This is a genomic window from Sphaerospermopsis sp. LEGE 08334 (genome assembly GCF_015207205.1).
GTDB lineage: Bacteria > Cyanobacteriota > Cyanobacteriia > Cyanobacteriales > Nostocaceae > Sphaerospermopsis.
The window spans coordinates 19,263-35,331 of record NZ_JADEXH010000019.1 but is presented as its reverse complement, the minus strand read 5'-3'; the positions used below and the strand labels follow the sequence as shown (position 1 = coordinate 35,331).

The window sequence follows — 16,069 nt, the reverse complement described above, 5'->3', positions numbered from 1 at the left end:
AGAGAAGACTCAAGGCTAAACGTAGGGTTATAAGGAACGACTGTTGGAAACAGCGTTTAACCTTCAGGAGAAAAACAATGGTTCAACTGAGCGAACGTCCTGGCGTAAAAAAAATCTCTAGCTCACAAGATAAATTCATTTACGAAATTGGTGCGATGTATGATGCTGAACATCGCTTTTTAGAAGCTCAACAGATGATGTGGCAATGTTGTCAAAACAATCAATTGAAGTCTTTAATTGAAACCCACATCCGCGAAACTGAGCAACAAATTAGAAATTTAGAGCAGGTTTTTACCACTCTGGGACAACAACCACAACGAGTTACTTGTGATGCTGCTGCTGGTGTGATCAGTGACGGTCAAAAATTCATGCTTTTGGCTGCTGAAAGTCAAAAAATTCTCGAACAGGGAATAGCAGGTGGACAGTTAGTAGTCGAACATTTGGAAATTGCTTGTTATCGGTGCTTGATCAAAGGTGCTGAACAGATGGGACAAAACCAAGTGGTACAGTTGCTACAACAAAATTTGCAGCAAGAAGAACAAACAGCGCAAAAACTAGAGCAGTTACTACCACAGTTACTTCAACAAGCTCAGTCTGGTGACGGAAAAACTACGGCTAAATCTCGCTAATTTACCAATTGATAATTGATAATTGACAATTGATAATTACCCCATTCTTCAAGTCTCCCTTTTTTCAGCGGAAAAAGATCACAGTTTTCCATTTGACAAGTCAATCTTTTTTCTTTCAAGTATAGGTAATTTTCAATTGCACATTATTAATTTTCAGTTTTTGCAAGCGGTTAGCTTTGAAATAAGCTAATTAATTTGTAGGGACGTTGCAGGTAGCGTCTCTACATTTTTTATTAATTGGTAATTAATTGGTAATTGGTAATTGGTAATTGGGGACTGGGGAGAAAAATTTTAGATTTTAGATTTTAGATTGGAGATAACAAAAACAATCCAAAATCCAAAATCCAAAATCCAAAATCCAAAATAAAAAAACTCCTGACTCCTGAATTCTGCTGTATTTGCAAGGGGTTGATTTTACAGACTTGGTGGCAAAATCAAATTATCAATTTGATGAATTACACCGTTACTTGCGGGAATATCTGCTTTTGTTACTTGAGCATCATTCACAAATACTCCCCTAGAAGGATTGACTAGAACCTTAATGGGGTCTCCTTGTAAGCTGGTGACTTCTCCAGATTTTAAATCACTAGAAAGAACTCTACCTGGTATGACGTGATAAGTTAAAATTTTCACCAAAATCTCTTTGTTTTCTGGCTTTAACAAATCCTGCACCGCGTCCTGTGGTAGTTTAGCAAAGGCTTCATCTGTGGGCGCTAAAATTGTAAATGGTCCAGCACCTTGCAAAGTTTCTTTAAGTCCACCCGCTTCTAAAGCTTTGATGAGGGTTTTAAAATTACCCGCTGATTCAGCAACTTCTACAACGTTTTTGGTTTCTGTGGTTTCGGTTGGTTTAGTGCTGGGAGTAGCTGGTGTTGAAGTTCCAGGTCTGTTTCTGACTGGTGGTGGTGTGACTTTTGGAGTTTCGCTAGGTGCAGTACCACGGTTGTAGGGAGGTTCGTTGAAAATACTTGGTCTAGGATTCAGCACTCCATCGCCGCTAGACTGGGCTATCTGTGTTTTACTTTTTATGTTGGCATCATGATTTGGCACTACTTCTGCTCTAGATGGTAAAGTAATCAGGAGACTAACTCCTGTTACTCCCAATATTCCAGCGATATTGGTCAATAATTTGCTGTAATTAGCCTTCATAAATTTTTTTTGTCTTCATTTTTAACAAGCTACATAAAAACTTATAACATTTCGTTCAACCAAAATCTAACCGAGAGCGGTTTTCCAGTTTTTGCCAAAAATTAGGTAATGCTGTTAAGATAAGTTTTGACATATTCATTCACCTGAATTGTCATCAGCAGGATTTAGCTATCAACTGATGGCAATTTTAGCATTTTGGGAATGATGGTTTATTTTGCGCTTATATGCCCAAATCACCCAATCTTCGCCAGTTGTCAGTAACTCAACCTTAAAAAACGTAATATCCATATCCCCGACTTCTTAAAGAAGTTGGGTATCTATCCAGTTCCTATTTCAATACTTTTCGGTTAAGCCCAAAAAATAAAATTATTTAGGTTGGGTTGAGGAACTAAACCCAACATTTATAAGCTTTTGTTGGGTTGCGCTATCGCTTAACCCAACCTACAAAAACTTACTTGAGAAAAACCGAATTTGGAAAAGACTTCCAATTTTTTTTAGATGTTCTTCATTAGATGTTCGTTAAACGATAAATAAATCAAATGAATTATAATTTTTGCAAAATTATCAATTAGATTTTTTGTTGATTTGTTTGCCCATAATTCTATAAATAGAAGCATAGTTTTGAGGGCTTGATAATTGACAATACGTTGATTGTTCAATCAAAATATATTCTGAAAAGAATTAAAGAAATTTTTAAGGTTAATCGGAAATTAAGCATTCAGCAGTCAGTAAGAAAAAAGAAAACCATCAATAATAGGCTTTAAATTGCTCTCATTAACACTGGTGTAATTTGATAAAATGAGAGCATCCTGATTATTAAATCAGTCTCTCTCTAGAGAATAGCTGATTACTGATAGCTGAATACTTACATCGGACATTAAATCAACAATAAACTGTTCGCTTACTAGAAAAATTACTTAAACTCAAGATAGAATTGTAAAATAGATAAATAAGTTAGTTAGCACGGAATAGAATATGCTGGAATTATATCAGTGGGAACTCTCTCAATATTCAGAAAAAGTCCGTCTATGCCTTGATTATAAAGGCTTAGAGTATCACAAAATTGAAGTCACTCCCGGAATTGGACAAGTAGAATTGTTTCGTTTGACTGGTCAAAAACAAGTACCAGTATTAAAAGATGGTCATAGATATATTGTAGACTCGACGGAAATTGCTAAGTATTTAGACTCGGAATACCCAGATCGTCCACTGATACCAACAGATAAGAAAAAACGCGCTCAGGCTTTATTATTAGAAGATTGGGCAGATGAGACAATGGGAATTAAGGGTAGAAAAGCTTTGTTTGCTGCGATCAGTCAAGATCAAAGTTTCCGCAAATCTTTATTACCAGTCTCCACACCAGATATTTTGAAATCTGTGGTTGAAGGTGTACCAGGTGATTTTCTCAATGTTTTGGGTTTTGGGGTGGGTTTTACTCCTGATGTGATCAATTCTGCGATCGCTAGTTTAAAACAAGATTTAGAAATCCTCACAGAACTATTATCAGATAGTCCTTATCTGTTGGGAGATGAACCCACTATAGCTGATTTGGCAGTTGCGGGATTATCAATATTATTGAAGTTTCCAGCAGGTCCTTATTTGGATTTACCAGAATCTCTCAGAGGTAAAGGATTACCAATCTTAGCAGATAATCCTGATTATGAACCATTTTTCACCTGGCGCGATCGCCTCTATGAACAATTCAGAAAACCCTTAACAGGTAAACCCCCCGCTACCGGAAGCGCACCTACTTCGATACAAATTGATTAATTAATTTAGGTGACAGGTGACAGGTGACAGGTGACAGAAAGAAATTTCCCAATCACCAATCACCAATCACCAATCACCAATTACCAATTACCAATTACCTATTTAAAATGAATTTAGGACAACCATTAGGTTCAGTTATTGAAGGTTCTCTCACTGGAGGTTTAGAAGTGAGATTACACCCGGATATTTCTGTGGAAGATATGCGGGTGGGTAAATTTCTTGTAGTTCAAGGGGTGCGATCGCGTTTTTTCTGTATGCTGACAGATGTATCTTTAGGAACAGCAAATGCGCGAATTATTGCTAACCCCCCTGGTTGGGAAGATACTTTTTTACGGGAGATTTTAGCGGGAAGCGGTACTTATGGGATGATCAACCTCGCACCCATGTTAATGTTTACCCCGGAAACCAATGAATCTTTTTCCTCTATTAACGGTAAATCTTTCAATCCCTTTGTACCATCTGCTACAGGTTTAGCTTCTTTCCAACCTCAAACCAGCACCACAATGGAATTGCTACCTGTAAAAACTATACCTAGTCATTTTAGCCAAGTTTATGAAGCTAATGAAGAGGATTTTCGGCGGGTGTTTGGTTGGGAAGATGACCCCCACAGAAACAACTTCTCTATCGGTAAACCCTTAGATATGGATGTACCGATTTGTATTGATTTAAACCGTTTTGTGGAACGAAGTAACGGCGTTTTTGGTAAATCTGGGACTGGTAAATCTTTTCTGACACGCTTACTTTTAGCCGGTGTGATTCGTAAAAATGCCGCTGTTAACTTAATTTTTGATATGCACTCAGAATATGGCTGGGAAGCAGTAGCAGAAGGTAAAGAAGTTAACACAGTTAAAGGTTTAAAACAGTTATTTCCCGGTAAAGTCGAAGTTTATACTCTTGATCCAGAATCAACAAAACGCAGAGGTGTCAGAGATGCACAAGAACTATATTTAAGTTATGAACAAATAGAAGTAGAAGATATCAAATTATGTGCTAGAGAGTTAGGTATTACCGAAGCAGCTTTAGATAATGCCAATATCTTATGTAATGAGTTAGGTAAATCTTGGATTCCTCAATTGTTCAACATGACCAGTGAGGATATTAAAATGTTTTGTGAAGACAAGCCAGGACATCCAGGCTCAATCACTTCTTTGCAGCGTAAATTATTGCGTTTAGATAGTTTAAAATATATGCGGGCAGTTTGTCCCCACAACTATATTAAAAAAATAGTACAATCTTTGGAAGCTGGCAAAAATGTAGTGATAGAATTTGGTTCACAATCGAATATGCTCTCTTATATGTTGGTGACAAATATGATCACCAGACGTATACATGAGCATTATGTCAAAAGAGCAGATAAATTTCTCCAAAGTAAAAATCCCTTGGATCGGCCAACACCATTAATGATTACAATAGAAGAAGCCCATCGTTTTCTTGATCCCGCAGTGGTACAAAGTACCATCTTTGGGACTATAGCCAGGGAACTGAGGAAATATTTTGTAACACTTTTGGTAGTTGATCAGCGTCCGTCTGGGATAGATAATGAAGTTATGTCCCAAATTGGTACTCGCATAACTGCTCTGCTTAACGACGAAAAAGATATTGATGCGATTTTTACAGGTGTATCGGGTGGTGGTGCTTTGCGTTCAGTATTAGCCAAGTTAGACTCTAAACAACAAGCTTTAATTTTAGGTCATGCCGTACCCATGCCAGTAGTAGTGCGTACTAGACCATATGATACGGTGTTTTATGGGGAAATTGGGGATCAAGTTTGGGAAGAAAAGTCAGATGCAGAAGTTTTCGCGGCCGCAGAACTCGCTAAAGCTGACTTAGGTTTTTAGTAATTTTAGGGTGATAGGTGATAGGTGATAGGTGATTGGTGATTGGTGATTGGTGATTGGTGATTGGTGATAGGTGATTGGTGATTGGTGATTGGTGATTGGTGATTGGTGATTGGTGATTGGTGATTGGTGATTGGTGATTGGGGAGAAGAAAATACTTTATCCTGACTCCTGAATCCTGACTCCGGTTGGTGAGCGACTTGTACTGAGAGCAGTCGAAGTAAGTCGAACCACTGAATCCTGACTCCTGACTCCTGACTCCGGTTGGTGAGCGAAGTCGAACCACTGAATCCTGAATCCTGAATCCTGAATCCTGACTCCTGAATTATTATAAGATCGTGACATCCCTCCATCGGGGTAGCTTGATAAGTTCGGTTATCCAGCCACTTGTAAGCAACAGCAGAGGGGTTTTTAACGTCACTATAGATATATAGCCGTAGACAGAGTAGTGAGGAAATCAATTAATCATGAAACTCTTACTACAAAAGGGTTTTGCTCCTGACTCCTGACACCTGACTCCTGCTATAGTTAGGGTTTTAAGGAAGTTGAAAATAAAATTTAGCAGTCAGTCCATTTTACTTTATAATAGAAAGATTTAGCTGCTGCTCTTTACTATCTGCCAAATTTGCCGTACCATAAGAAAAGTAAAACTCATACTGACTTCGTGTTTGACAAATGCTGTCATCCACACAAGAAAGGAAGAATTCTTGAAAACCAACCAGTGTGCTTCTAAGATATTCCAAAATTAAAGGAGGGTTGGGGGGAACCCATGCCAGGGTAGCACCGTCGTGACAACGGCTATATAAATAAATATATTGCTTATAGTAGCTTTGATGATGTCTATGGATGTGTATGCCGCCCTTATTAATTCACCCTAGTTGAGAAAAGATTGATTTTGTATAGGGAGTAGAGGACAACGCACCAATGCCTACTGTTAACAACGAAACTGAAAACCTGAATGCCAAATTTACGGCTGATATGGTGCGAACCTATCTGCGGGAAATTGGCCGTGTGCCACTACTAACCCGTGAGCAAGAGATTGTTTATGGGAAGCAAGTGCAGCAAATGATGACGCTGCTTGAAGGTAAAGAAGCTTTAGCGAAAAAACTAGACCATGAACCTAGTTTAGCAGAATGGGCTGCCCATGTTAACCAATCAGAAAATGAAGTTAAACATACGGTGGCGTTAGGTAAGCGAGCCAAGCAAAAAATGATTGAAGCGAATTTGCGCTTGGTTGTGGCGATCGCCAAAAAATACCAGAAACGAAACATGGAATTTCTGGATTTGATCCAGGAAGGAACATTAGGTTTAGAACGGGGGGTAGAGAAATTTGATCCCATGCGGGGTTATAAATTCTCGACTTATGCTTACTGGTGGATTCGGCAAGCGATTACACGAGCGATCGCTCAACAAGGTCGCACTATCCGCTTACCTATCCATATTACCGAAAAGCTGAACAAAATTAAAAAGGTGCAACGGGAGTTGGCGCAAAAGTTGGGCAGGTCTCCAACACCAACAGAAATCGCCAAAGAACTGGAATTAGAACCTGCTCAGATTCGTGAATATCTGAATATGGCACGTCAACCAGTTTCTTTAGATGTGCGGGTTGGTGATAACCAAGACACCGAACTGCAAGAAATGTTGGAAGATGAAGGTCCATCTCCAGAGTATTACACCACTCAGGAATTTTTGCGCCAAGACTTAAATAACCTGTTGGCAGAACTCACACCCCAACAACGGGAAGTTTTAGCTTTACGGTTTGGTTTAGAAGATGGTAATGAAATGTCCTTGGCGAAAGTTGGTGAACGGTTGAACCTTAGCCGTGAGCGAGTCCGTCAACTAGAACATCAAGCACTTGCACATTTACGCCGTCGTCGCGCCAATGTTAAAGAATACGTTGCCAGCTAAAAGCGTAGACAAGCACCTGCTTGTTAGAAAATATGACTTTTGGCGGTTCGCCTCCTAATATTTAGGAGGCAATTTTTTTAGGGAATAGGGGTTTGGTTAGTATTTCACTTACCCAGGAATTTTTACTGAATTTTTTTTTGCTCTGATCCGAAATCCCCAGGTTTGCTGTTGTAGTTAATCTTTAGACCCATGATCATCAAGATGTCAGTTAATGGTTTATATCAAACTTTGATATCCAATCAAGTGATCAGGATCAATACTTTATCTGTTTTCACCCATTGAGGAATTGACAATACAAATGTCAAACTTAAGATATCTCAATTAAATATTAAATCAAAGTTGGTAAAAAGATTTTTGTCATCTCCCACAAGAATGACTCTCTAATGCGAAGCATTACACTTTTCAACAATGATATTTTGAGATTATCAACTAAAATCTATAAAAACTTCATCTTTTGATGGTTTTTTATTCCAGATAATATAGATAAAACTTTTGCAGGAATCTTTAAGTATTGGTGTTTGGTTATTATTTAGGTAAGTAGATAACAGTAGTTATTTTAGTTACAGGAGATGTCGGGTGCTTAACAAAAATTGTCAGTTCATTCCCCAAGGTAAATTCAAACTTCCCGTTGTTGGCTTACTAATTACATTTGGAATTTTAGGTTTAGGTGTAATTAGTGAACAGGTGAAAATTAACCTGAAATCTACAGCCACAGCAGCGAATTTACCAAGTTATACAAATCAAATTCACAGTAACAATGAAAACTCTCTTTTGTCAAGACTGCGAGATATTAGAGATCAAAGAAGTCAACTTCAGTTAAATACTGTTGAACCACAAAATGTAGAATCTGAAGCTTTAAATAGAACGTTACACAATATACCCACAACTACAAAACAAAGAGGAGGAAAATCACCTGTTAATTTTCCTGAAAAAGATGGAATTTATCTTTATGGACAGTCCTCAACACCAAACGAGTTAGGACAAGGTTATATTGTGTTTCAAAAACAGCAAGGAAAGGTAATTGGTGCTTTGTATATGCCCAGTTCTGAGTTTAGCTGTTTTCAAGGTACAATTGCTCAATCTGGTGAGTTAGCAATGACGGTAACTAGCTCTCCTGGTGAAACTGGTGTTACTCAAGTTTCAACTACTAGCAGAATACCCACCTTCACCGATGAAGATACTGCTACCTATGCTTATTCTATAGAACTGCAAGACTATCATCAATTAAATTCTGTTAGTGCTAATGATAGAAAAATTTTACAAGCTTGTAGTCAACATTTCAGGTAAGCATTTTGCTATTAGCAGTCAGCGTTCAGCTTGTTAACAGTTACGCCCAAAATCAATATTTGAAATATTCTGACTCCTGTACGGGTTTAGCAGTGCTAAACCCCTACTGACTTCTTGATTTTAATACTCTATTCCCGCTTGCGCTTTAATTCCTTGATCTTTAAAAGGATGCTTAATTAAAGTCATTTCTGTAACTAGATCCGCTTTTTCAATTAAAGCCGGTGGTGCGCCTCTACCTGTAAGAATTATGTGTTTATCTCGTGGTTTTTCGGCTAAACCTGCTAAGATTTGTTCAACTTGTAAATAACCAAGTTTGAGAGCAATATTAATTTCATCCAAGAGTACAAGTTTAAACTCTGGGTTGCGGATAAATTCTAAAGATTTTTCCCAAGCAGCGTTAGCTTTCTCCAAGTCTCTATCACGGTCCTGGGTTTCCCAGGTGAAACCTTCACCCATTGCATGAAACTCTAGTTGATCTGGCCAATGACTAAAAACCCGCTTTTCTGAAGGTTCCCAAGCACCTTTAATAAATTGGACGATCGCTACTTTATATCCATGACCAAGCGATCGCATGACCATACCCAAAGCAGCAGTAGTCTTACCCTTGCCATTACCTGTATTAACAATAATTAAACCTTTTTCTGGTATGGCTTTAGCTATACGTTGATCTTGTATCTCCTTGCGACGCTGCATTTTTTTGCGGTACTGTTCATCATTCAGGGATGCAGTTGAAGATGACATGACCTCATCTATTAAACGGGAAATTTCCTGATCAGAATTTAATTCTTCTGGTGTGTCGTTTTTCATAAACCCTGTTGATAAATAACTGTTAAGTCTACGAGAATGAAGTATAATTGTTTTGTCTTGAGTAAAGTTACAGGAGAAATGAGATAAATTCTGTTAGCTGTAATCTTAATAATTCAAAATTGTCACAACATTATAATAAAACCATAATCATTTATTTTGTTGGTGATTTTTAAACATAAGCACTAAGAAATACCAATTCGTTAACCATGTCTTGGGCTGACTTTTCAGCAGCCAGTTTCAATAATCCTCGTAGTTGTTGACCAACCGAATATTGCTGTTGTGAAGCTAAAATGATTCCAGTATGACTTTTATTCTCAGCCATAAAATCACGATGTAATCTACAAAAATCACCGATATTGAAACTATAAATGAGTCGCTTTTGCTCTGTTGCCCAAATTAGTTGTTCTTCATCGGTATAACCCAATCTCTTAACATCGGCAACTGTCACAACATCTAAATCAGCATTTTTCAATGCTTGTATCAGTGCAGTTTTGATAGTATCTTCATCTAAATAGAAGCAAATACGATTCATGATAGATGTCTTGCTTTATATTCTAATTCAAGTCGCTGACATTCTTCTTGATATCTAGCAAATTCAATATCTAGTAATTCCTTATTAGCATAATAATAAGCCAACGCAGTATAAATACCTGCAATTGTCAAAAAAGGCTTATCTTCAATGATTTCTTCTGGGGTCATACCAGATTTAATCTCATTGACAATATACTGTACAGTAATACGAGTGTCAGCGATTCGCGGACGACCACCACAAGTACCTGGTGTCCTAACAATCAAAGTGGAAATGTCTGTGAGGGTTGGCATCGGTTTGTGAATAAATCCTCTGGGATGACTTTATTGTAAACCGAAAAGAGCAATAGCTTTAATCATTCAAAATAGTTAAAAATTAGCTTATCTAATCTCTTAATTTTATATCAGCATGGTTGTAGAGGCTTGAAGACGCTATACCAATGATAGAACTCAAATAGACTGACAAGTCAGCCACAAAAGCATATAGTCCTGAAGTACCCTCAGATGTAAATTTTTTAGTAACGTAAAAACCAGATTCAATTATGAGTACACCTGAAATACCACAATTTTCACCAGTTGAATCCAGTTTTTCAATAAGTGTATCAATATTTTTTGCTCCTTTGTAAGCAACTACATAAATTGGAATGTCTGCATTTATTATGGCCATCAAACAGGATTGTATGGACTGCAAACGCTTTTCAATAATTGGGTTCACTATACACTCCGAAGTATTCTCTCGAGCATTGCCGATAATTGATATCGCTACAATACATTTTAGCAACTTCCGTAAATTTGAATGCTATAGCATTATATTCAGTGTATCTACTCTTCAGGAGTTTTCAAAAATGTCAAAAAAACAAGGTAAAAAAATTGCACCCATACCCATGTCAGCCGACATTAGTGTGGTTGATTTAATTAACAATTACTTCACTGCTTACAATTCAGCCCGGTTACGCGAAGCTTGTCAATTACTGAGTCAGGATATCTTTCAACCCGGTGTCACCGTCGGGGTAAGTCTTTCCGGTGCTTTAACACCAGCAGGTTTTGGAGTTTCCGCCTTAGCGCCTTTAATTCGTCATGGTTGCATTGACTGGATGATTAGCACTGGTGCGAATTTGTACCATGATATGCACTATGGTTTAGGTTTTGAATTGTTTGCGGGTAGTCCATTTTTAGATGATGTCAAATTACGGGAACAAGGAACAATCCGTATTTATGACATTATTTTTGGCTATGATGTTTTATTAGAAACCGACGCTTTTATCCGTAAAATTCTCCAAGCTGAACCTTTTCAGAAGCGCATGGGAACGGCTGAATTTCATTATTTACTGGGTAAATATGTGCGGGAAGTAGAAAAACAATTAGGTGTACAGCATTCCTGTTTGTTAGCTACAGCTTATGAATATAGCGTGCCGATTTATACTTCTTCTCCTGGTGATAGTTCTATAGGGATGAATGTGGCAGCTTTAGCTTTAGAGGGTTCTAAGTTGGTGTTAGATCCAGCTATTGACGTGAATGAAACTGCGGCGATCGCCTATGCTGCACGGGAAACCGACGGTAAAAGCGCGGCTGTAATTCTTGGTGGAGGCAGTCCTAAGAACTTTTTATTACAAACCCAACCGCAAATTCACGAGGTTTTAGGATTAGAAGAAAGAGGACATGATTTCTTTGTCCAGTTTACCGATGCACGTCCAGATACAGGCGGTTTATCGGGTGCGACTCCAGCAGAAGCGGTGAGTTGGGGTAAAATTGACCCGGATGAGTTACCCAGCGCGATCGTTTGTTATACCGATAGTACAATTGCGCTGCCTTTGGTGACGGCTTATGTGTTAAATCAGTGTGAACCTCGTCCTTTAAAGCGTTTGTATGATAGACGGGGAGAGTTGTTAGATACTTTGCAAAAAGATTATTTAGCAGCGAAGGATAACCCGGTAGTTAAGGAAGGTAGGGAGGAAGTAGCGACTTATCCCTGTGGTACGCCGGTGAAGCGTTAGGTAAAACCCATGATCCGACTGGGAATGAATTCCCAGTCTCATAGCAAAAGTCATCTAAAGATGACTAAAAATACCCATCAATCTATAGTTTACTTTAGTAAACTTTGACTATTGCCCCTATATTTCACTTCGATATCTCACTCAAGTATACGCGCAATTTGTTCTACATTTAGTCCCTCATTCAACAGTCTAGGAATGGTTTTTAACTTAGTTTCTAATTCTGTTTCTTCTTTGACTTCTTGATAAAATCGGGTTTTTTGCCATTCTGTTAATACAAAGATTGCTTCTAACTCCTGACGGCTATAGGATGAGAATTTGTAAATTAGCATTCTTTCTACTAATACTAAAAGATAATTTTCCAAAATATTCAACTAATTGAATTTACCAAAAATATGGACTTTAATGAAATTCTCAATAGAGGTATTGACCTCTACAAATCACAAAAATATATTGAAGCTATTGATTGTTTCAATCAAATAATTTCTCAATATCCAAATAGTTATCAGGCTTATCACTACCGGGGTTTAAGTCGCAGGAAACAAAGAGATGATCAAGGTGCAATCGCTGATTTACAAACAGCTAATACACTCATTAATGATCAAGAATATACAAATATTTTTCATAAAATGCAGGATTTAATCGGTAAAGATTATCCTCATAAATCACATCAAAATCCTGAAAAATTTGATTATATTGAATATGAAGATAACTGGTATGCTGATGATAATGAACTAGCAGCATTTGTACATGATTATATACCAGATTCAGAACTGAGAATTTTAGAAGATGAATTTTATGGATATGTAGCTGAAGATTTAAAAAAATTAGAAATTTTCCTTTCTAAAAGATTAGAAAAAATTGATTTATTGAGGAAAAAGCATAGCCAAAATTCCCAGTTTAATCAGCAGAAATTAGAAAATAACAACTTACCCATATATAATACACACGAAGAAATTGCTCAAGCTATAGGAATTAGTGTTAAAGGTTTACGTTTTCTGGCTTTTTCTCGCAAACATTATCATTATAATCGGTTTCAAATACCTAAAAAACCTAGTGGATATAGGCAAATTTCTGCCCCAAAAAAATTATTAAAAAAAGCTCAAAATTGGATATTGCATAATATTTTAGAAAAAATAGAATTACATGATGCTGCTCACGGGTTCTGTTTACAACGTTCAATAGTGACAAATGCACAGACTCATGTAGGTAAAGAAGTCATTATTAATATGGATCTCAAAGATTTTTTTCCTTCAATTTCTTATCAACGAGTTAAGGGACTTTTTAAATCATTTGGATATTCAGAAACAGCCTCAACAATTTTTGCTTTAATTTGCACTGAACCGAAAATTAAAGAAGTGGAAATAAACGGATTAAATAATTATATATTATCATGGACAGATCGTTATTTACCCCAAGGCGCACCAAGTAGTCCAGCAATTACCAATATTCTTTGTCGCAGGTTGGATAGAAGATTAACTTTTATGGCTAAAGAATATGGTTTTGATTATACTCGCTATGCTGATGATTTAACTTTTTCTGCTGCTGGTGAGAGTCTTGTGAATATCAATAATATTATCAAACTTACCCATTTGATTGTTAAAAAAGAAGACTTGGAAATTAATGAAAATAAAACTAGGGTAGTTCGCAATTATCGCAGACAGGAAGTAACAGGTATCATCGTTAATGAAAAACTGAATATTTCTAGAGAGAAACTTAAAACTTTTCGTGCTGTTCTTTATAAAATTGAAAAAGATGGACTGCAAAATTATACTTGGGGACAATCTCAGGATATTATAGCAGCTATTGAAGGGTTTGCTAATTTTGTGTTCATGGTAAATCCAGAAAAAGGTGCTAAATTTATAGAGCAGATCAACCGAATTAAAGAAAAATATTTACGTAAACGAGAAAAATCTGTATTGGTTAATCAAGAGTTTATGACTCAATCTCATATTGTCAAACAGATAAATTATAAACTCAAAGAATTGAAATTTAATACCACTAAAAAACGCCAACATTTACAGGAAAATTATCATAAAGATTCTCTGCAACAATTAACAGCAGCAGAACTATTAGAATTTTTGCATTACTTAACAAATTGGCAACCAGAAAAATTGGATTTTAGTGGCACAGATGATCCTGTTCCTTTCTAAAAAACTTGCTTTTTATACCTTCAATGTTTTATACTTTAATAATCACGCGCCATTGTCAACAGGTAAAACAGCCTTGCATTTGGGCGGTGGATCGCCGCTCTTTGTGTTTAAGCTAATTCTTATTCACCTGGCTGTCGCCTACGGTGAGTAAGTATGTACTTTAGGATCATCTATTTTACCATGATCAAAACTTACGGTTTAGGAAAGTCTAAACTATTATGGTTTTTTATGGGCGCTACCCGCTATAGTTTAGTTTGCCTTCGGGTTTGGCGATAGATATTGCGAAGGGGCAACCTAATAACAATGTCGCGTGATATTTTTTATATATTCTCCTCCCACCAGAAGAAGACTTATTGAATGAACCACGAAGGAGCGAAGAACGCGAAGAAAGTATAATTGAGTTAACTAGCAGTAAAATCTGTAGATTTCTGTACAGAAGGCAATTGAAAAAATAAAAAAGTGTTTTGCCCTATTAATAAAAAATACCAACACCCTAAAAATTAGTATATCCTTTTGATTTTTTTAATAAAATTACTGGAAAATGGGAAAGTGATTATTATAATAATAAAAGACATTCAGGAGTTTACATAGTCAATGCCAACTATCAAACAGAGATTTACTGTCATTATTGAAAAAGAAGATAATGGGTATGTTTCCCTCTGTCCAGAATTAGATATTGCTAGTCAGGGAGACAGCATTGAGGAAGCAAAAGATAATTTAAAAGAAGCAATTGAATTATTTTTAGAGTTTGCTTCACCCTCAGAAATAAAAAATCGTCTGAAAAGCGAAGTTTTCATTACTAATTTGGAGGTTTCTGTTGGGTAAATTACGAGTATTATCAGGGAAAGAAATCTGTAAAATTTTAGAGGATAACGGGTTTATAGAAGTTAAACAAAAAGAAATATAAGACTCTACTCTGACTGCTATTGTACCTAATCACTCAACTGTTAAAGTTGGTACATTAATGTCAATTATTCGTCAATCTCAATTACCTCGTTCTTTATTTGAATAATAACCCAAGTCGCTAATCATCTAGTTGAAGCTGGTAATTGTTGATAAATACCTAGTTTTCATCCTGTTAATCCTTAAATCCTGTACTTCGACTTCGCTCAGTAACCAGATATCCTGATTTATTTTCTTAACCATACAAAAAACACCCATCCAGTTATTTTCCTGAATGGGTATTAATCACAAAAAATATACAAAAAAAATCTACAATTCAATTATCAAACATTCCCATAAACCGGAATAGCAGCGCCTCTGACATCCTTAGCAGCTTCCGAAGCTAAAAAACAAATTACCTCAGCAATAGATTCCGGTTTTACCCATTTATCCGCGTTTTCTGCACCCATCGCTTGGCGGTTAGTAGGGGTATCAATAACGCTGGGAAGGACAGTATTTGCAGTGATATTAGTTCCTTTGGTTTCATCAGCTATAGCTTTAGTTAATGCTATCACACCAGCTTTTGTCGCAGAATAAGCCGCTAAATTTCCCGCAGGTTCTACACCAGCGCGAGAACTAACAGTAACAATGCGCCCATAGCCATTTTCTAACATTCTTTTCAGGCTATATTTACAAGTCAAAAAAGTAGTATTGAGATTTAATTCAAATTCATTTTTCCAACTATCAAAGCTGTATTCGTGGGTTTTTCCCATCGAAAAACCACCCACCAAATGAATTAAAACATCTACTCGCATCATGCTATTAATGACTTGTTTTACAGATGCTTCATCTTGTAAATTAGCCGGAATAAATTTAATTCTGGCAATATCCGCCGGTGATAAAATTCCTTTGAGTCTTTCCACATCTTTAAGACTACGATAAGGAATAGTAACATCAGCACCTTGGGCTAAAACTGCGGGTGTGACTCCTAAACCTAGTCCACCAGTACCACCTGTGAGTAAAACTTGTTTTCCTTTCATGAAAGATGCACTTTTTTAACCTTCATGAATTAACATAGCGCAATTGCTGATTTATACCAATCCAAAATCTAAAATCCAAAATTGAAT

15 protein-coding genes are annotated in these 16,069 nt (G+C 36.8%); 8 read left to right on the top strand and 7 right to left on the bottom strand.

Annotated features, from left to right (window positions below; all coding sequences use genetic code 11):
* Nucleotides 1-77 precede the first annotated feature (77 nt).
* Nucleotides 78-629 (top strand): ferritin-like domain-containing protein, encoded by a 552-nt coding sequence (locus IQ237_RS12445; protein WP_194055549.1) that lies wholly within the window; start codon nt 78-80, stop codon nt 627-629.
* A 414-nt stretch (nt 630-1,043) separates the two neighbouring features.
* Here the strand turns inward: IQ237_RS12445 and IQ237_RS12440 are convergent, their stop codons facing one another.
* The gene (locus IQ237_RS12440; RefSeq protein ID WP_194055547.1) at nt 1,044-1,778 is read right to left on the bottom strand and encodes a fasciclin domain-containing protein; all 735 of its coding nucleotides are present in this window, start codon (nt 1,776-1,778) and stop codon (nt 1,044-1,046) included.
* Between the two features lie 975 nt (nt 1,779-2,753).
* Here IQ237_RS12440 and IQ237_RS12435 point away from each other — a divergent pair.
* The 4 genes from IQ237_RS12435 (at nt 2,754) to IQ237_RS12420 (ending at nt 8,581) form a co-directional block, all read left to right on the top strand.
* Complete coding sequence (locus IQ237_RS12435; protein ID WP_194055545.1) at nt 2,754-3,548, top strand: glutathione S-transferase family protein; 795 nt, start codon at nt 2,754-2,756, stop codon at nt 3,546-3,548.
* Nucleotides 3,549-3,655: 107 nt separating this feature from the next.
* The gene (locus IQ237_RS12430) at nt 3,656-5,386 is read left to right on the top strand and encodes an ATP-binding protein (protein WP_194055625.1); all 1,731 of its coding nucleotides are present in this window, start codon (nt 3,656-3,658) and stop codon (nt 5,384-5,386) included.
* Between the two features lie 924 nt (nt 5,387-6,310).
* Complete coding sequence (locus tag IQ237_RS12425) at nt 6,311-7,294, top strand: RNA polymerase sigma factor, RpoD/SigA family (protein WP_194055544.1); 984 nt, start codon at nt 6,311-6,313, stop codon at nt 7,292-7,294.
* A 576-nt stretch (nt 7,295-7,870) separates the two neighbouring features.
* Nucleotides 7,871-8,581 carry a hypothetical protein gene (locus IQ237_RS12420; protein ID WP_194055542.1) on the top strand — a complete coding sequence of 237 codons (711 nt, stop codon included), beginning with the start codon at nt 7,871-7,873 and terminating at the stop codon, nt 8,579-8,581.
* A gap of 120 nt (nt 8,582-8,701) precedes the next feature.
* On the opposite strand, the gene cobO is transcribed toward IQ237_RS12420, so the two are convergent.
* The 4 genes from cobO to IQ237_RS12400 all read right to left on the bottom strand — a co-directional run bounded on the left by cobO (nt 8,702) and on the right by IQ237_RS12400 (nt 10,631).
* Nucleotides 8,702-9,388 (bottom strand): cob(I)yrinic acid a,c-diamide adenosyltransferase, encoded by a 687-nt coding sequence (gene cobO, locus IQ237_RS12415; RefSeq protein ID WP_194055540.1) that lies wholly within the window; start codon nt 9,386-9,388, stop codon nt 8,702-8,704.
* A 169-nt stretch (nt 9,389-9,557) separates the two neighbouring features.
* Complete coding sequence (locus IQ237_RS12410) at nt 9,558-9,920, bottom strand: DUF5615 family PIN-like protein (protein ID WP_194055538.1); 363 nt, start codon at nt 9,918-9,920, stop codon at nt 9,558-9,560.
* The gene (locus IQ237_RS12405; protein ID WP_194055537.1) at nt 9,917-10,210 is read right to left on the bottom strand and encodes a DUF433 domain-containing protein; all 294 of its coding nucleotides are present in this window, start codon (nt 10,208-10,210) and stop codon (nt 9,917-9,919) included. Before IQ237_RS12405 ends, IQ237_RS12410 begins: the two co-directional genes overlap by 4 nt.
* 91 nt (nt 10,211-10,301) lie before the next feature.
* Nucleotides 10,302-10,631, bottom strand: coding sequence for a hypothetical protein (locus tag IQ237_RS12400; RefSeq protein ID WP_194055535.1), 330 nt, complete (start codon nt 10,629-10,631; stop codon nt 10,302-10,304).
* Between the two features lie 130 nt (nt 10,632-10,761).
* On the opposite strand from IQ237_RS12400, the gene speY reads away from it, so the two are divergent.
* Nucleotides 10,762-11,910 (top strand): deoxyhypusine synthase, encoded by a 1,149-nt coding sequence (speY, locus tag IQ237_RS12395; RefSeq protein WP_194055533.1) that lies wholly within the window; start codon nt 10,762-10,764, stop codon nt 11,908-11,910.
* A gap of 137 nt (nt 11,911-12,047) precedes the next feature.
* Here the strand turns inward: speY and IQ237_RS12390 are convergent, their stop codons facing one another.
* On the bottom strand, nt 12,048-12,281 hold the full coding sequence (locus IQ237_RS12390; RefSeq protein WP_194055531.1) for a hypothetical protein: 234 nt from the start codon (nt 12,279-12,281) through the stop codon (nt 12,048-12,050).
* 21 nt (nt 12,282-12,302) lie between these two features.
* Between IQ237_RS12390 and IQ237_RS12385 the strand changes: the two genes are divergently transcribed.
* Together IQ237_RS12385 and IQ237_RS12380 are read left to right on the top strand one after the other, a co-directional pair.
* Nucleotides 12,303-14,060 (top strand): reverse transcriptase domain-containing protein, encoded by a 1,758-nt coding sequence (locus tag IQ237_RS12385; protein ID WP_228020154.1) that lies wholly within the window; start codon nt 12,303-12,305, stop codon nt 14,058-14,060.
* A 594-nt stretch (nt 14,061-14,654) separates the two neighbouring features.
* Complete coding sequence (locus tag IQ237_RS12380; protein WP_194055529.1) at nt 14,655-14,885, top strand: type II toxin-antitoxin system HicB family antitoxin; 231 nt, start codon at nt 14,655-14,657, stop codon at nt 14,883-14,885.
* Nucleotides 14,886-15,286: 401 nt separating this feature from the next.
* On the opposite strand, the gene fabG is transcribed toward IQ237_RS12380, so the two are convergent.
* On the bottom strand, nt 15,287-15,982 hold the full coding sequence (fabG, locus tag IQ237_RS12375; protein WP_194055527.1) for a 3-oxoacyl-ACP reductase FabG: 696 nt from the start codon (nt 15,980-15,982) through the stop codon (nt 15,287-15,289).
* Nucleotides 15,983-16,069 lie beyond the last annotated feature (87 nt).

What these genes read in the sequence shown, in the direction of transcription:
- IQ237_RS12445 (WP_194055549.1), top strand. Translation starts at nt 78, where the DNA reads ATGGTTCAACTGAGCGAACGTCCTGGCGTAAAAAAAATCTCTAGCTCA.
- IQ237_RS12440 (WP_194055547.1), bottom strand. Translation starts at nt 1,778, where the DNA reads ATGAAGGCTAATTACAGCAAATTATTGACCAATATCGCTGGAATATTG.
- IQ237_RS12435 (WP_194055545.1), top strand. Translation starts at nt 2,754, where the DNA reads ATGCTGGAATTATATCAGTGGGAACTCTCTCAATATTCAGAAAAAGTC.
- IQ237_RS12430 (WP_194055625.1), top strand. Translation starts at nt 3,656, where the DNA reads ATGAATTTAGGACAACCATTAGGTTCAGTTATTGAAGGTTCTCTCACT.
- IQ237_RS12425 (WP_194055544.1), top strand. Translation starts at nt 6,311, where the DNA reads ATGCCTACTGTTAACAACGAAACTGAAAACCTGAATGCCAAATTTACG.
- cobO (WP_194055540.1), bottom strand. Translation starts at nt 9,388, where the DNA reads ATGAAAAACGACACACCAGAAGAATTAAATTCTGATCAGGAAATTTCC.
- IQ237_RS12410 (WP_194055538.1), bottom strand. Translation starts at nt 9,920, where the DNA reads ATGAATCGTATTTGCTTCTATTTAGATGAAGATACTATCAAAACTGCA.
- IQ237_RS12405 (WP_194055537.1), bottom strand. Translation starts at nt 10,210, where the DNA reads ATGCCAACCCTCACAGACATTTCCACTTTGATTGTTAGGACACCAGGT.
- speY (WP_194055533.1), top strand. Translation starts at nt 10,762, where the DNA reads ATGTCAAAAAAACAAGGTAAAAAAATTGCACCCATACCCATGTCAGCC.
- IQ237_RS12385 (WP_228020154.1), top strand. Translation starts at nt 12,303, where the DNA reads ATGGACTTTAATGAAATTCTCAATAGAGGTATTGACCTCTACAAATCA.
- IQ237_RS12380 (WP_194055529.1), top strand. Translation starts at nt 14,655, where the DNA reads ATGCCAACTATCAAACAGAGATTTACTGTCATTATTGAAAAAGAAGAT.
- fabG (WP_194055527.1), bottom strand. Translation starts at nt 15,982, where the DNA reads ATGAAAGGAAAACAAGTTTTACTCACAGGTGGTACTGGTGGACTAGGT.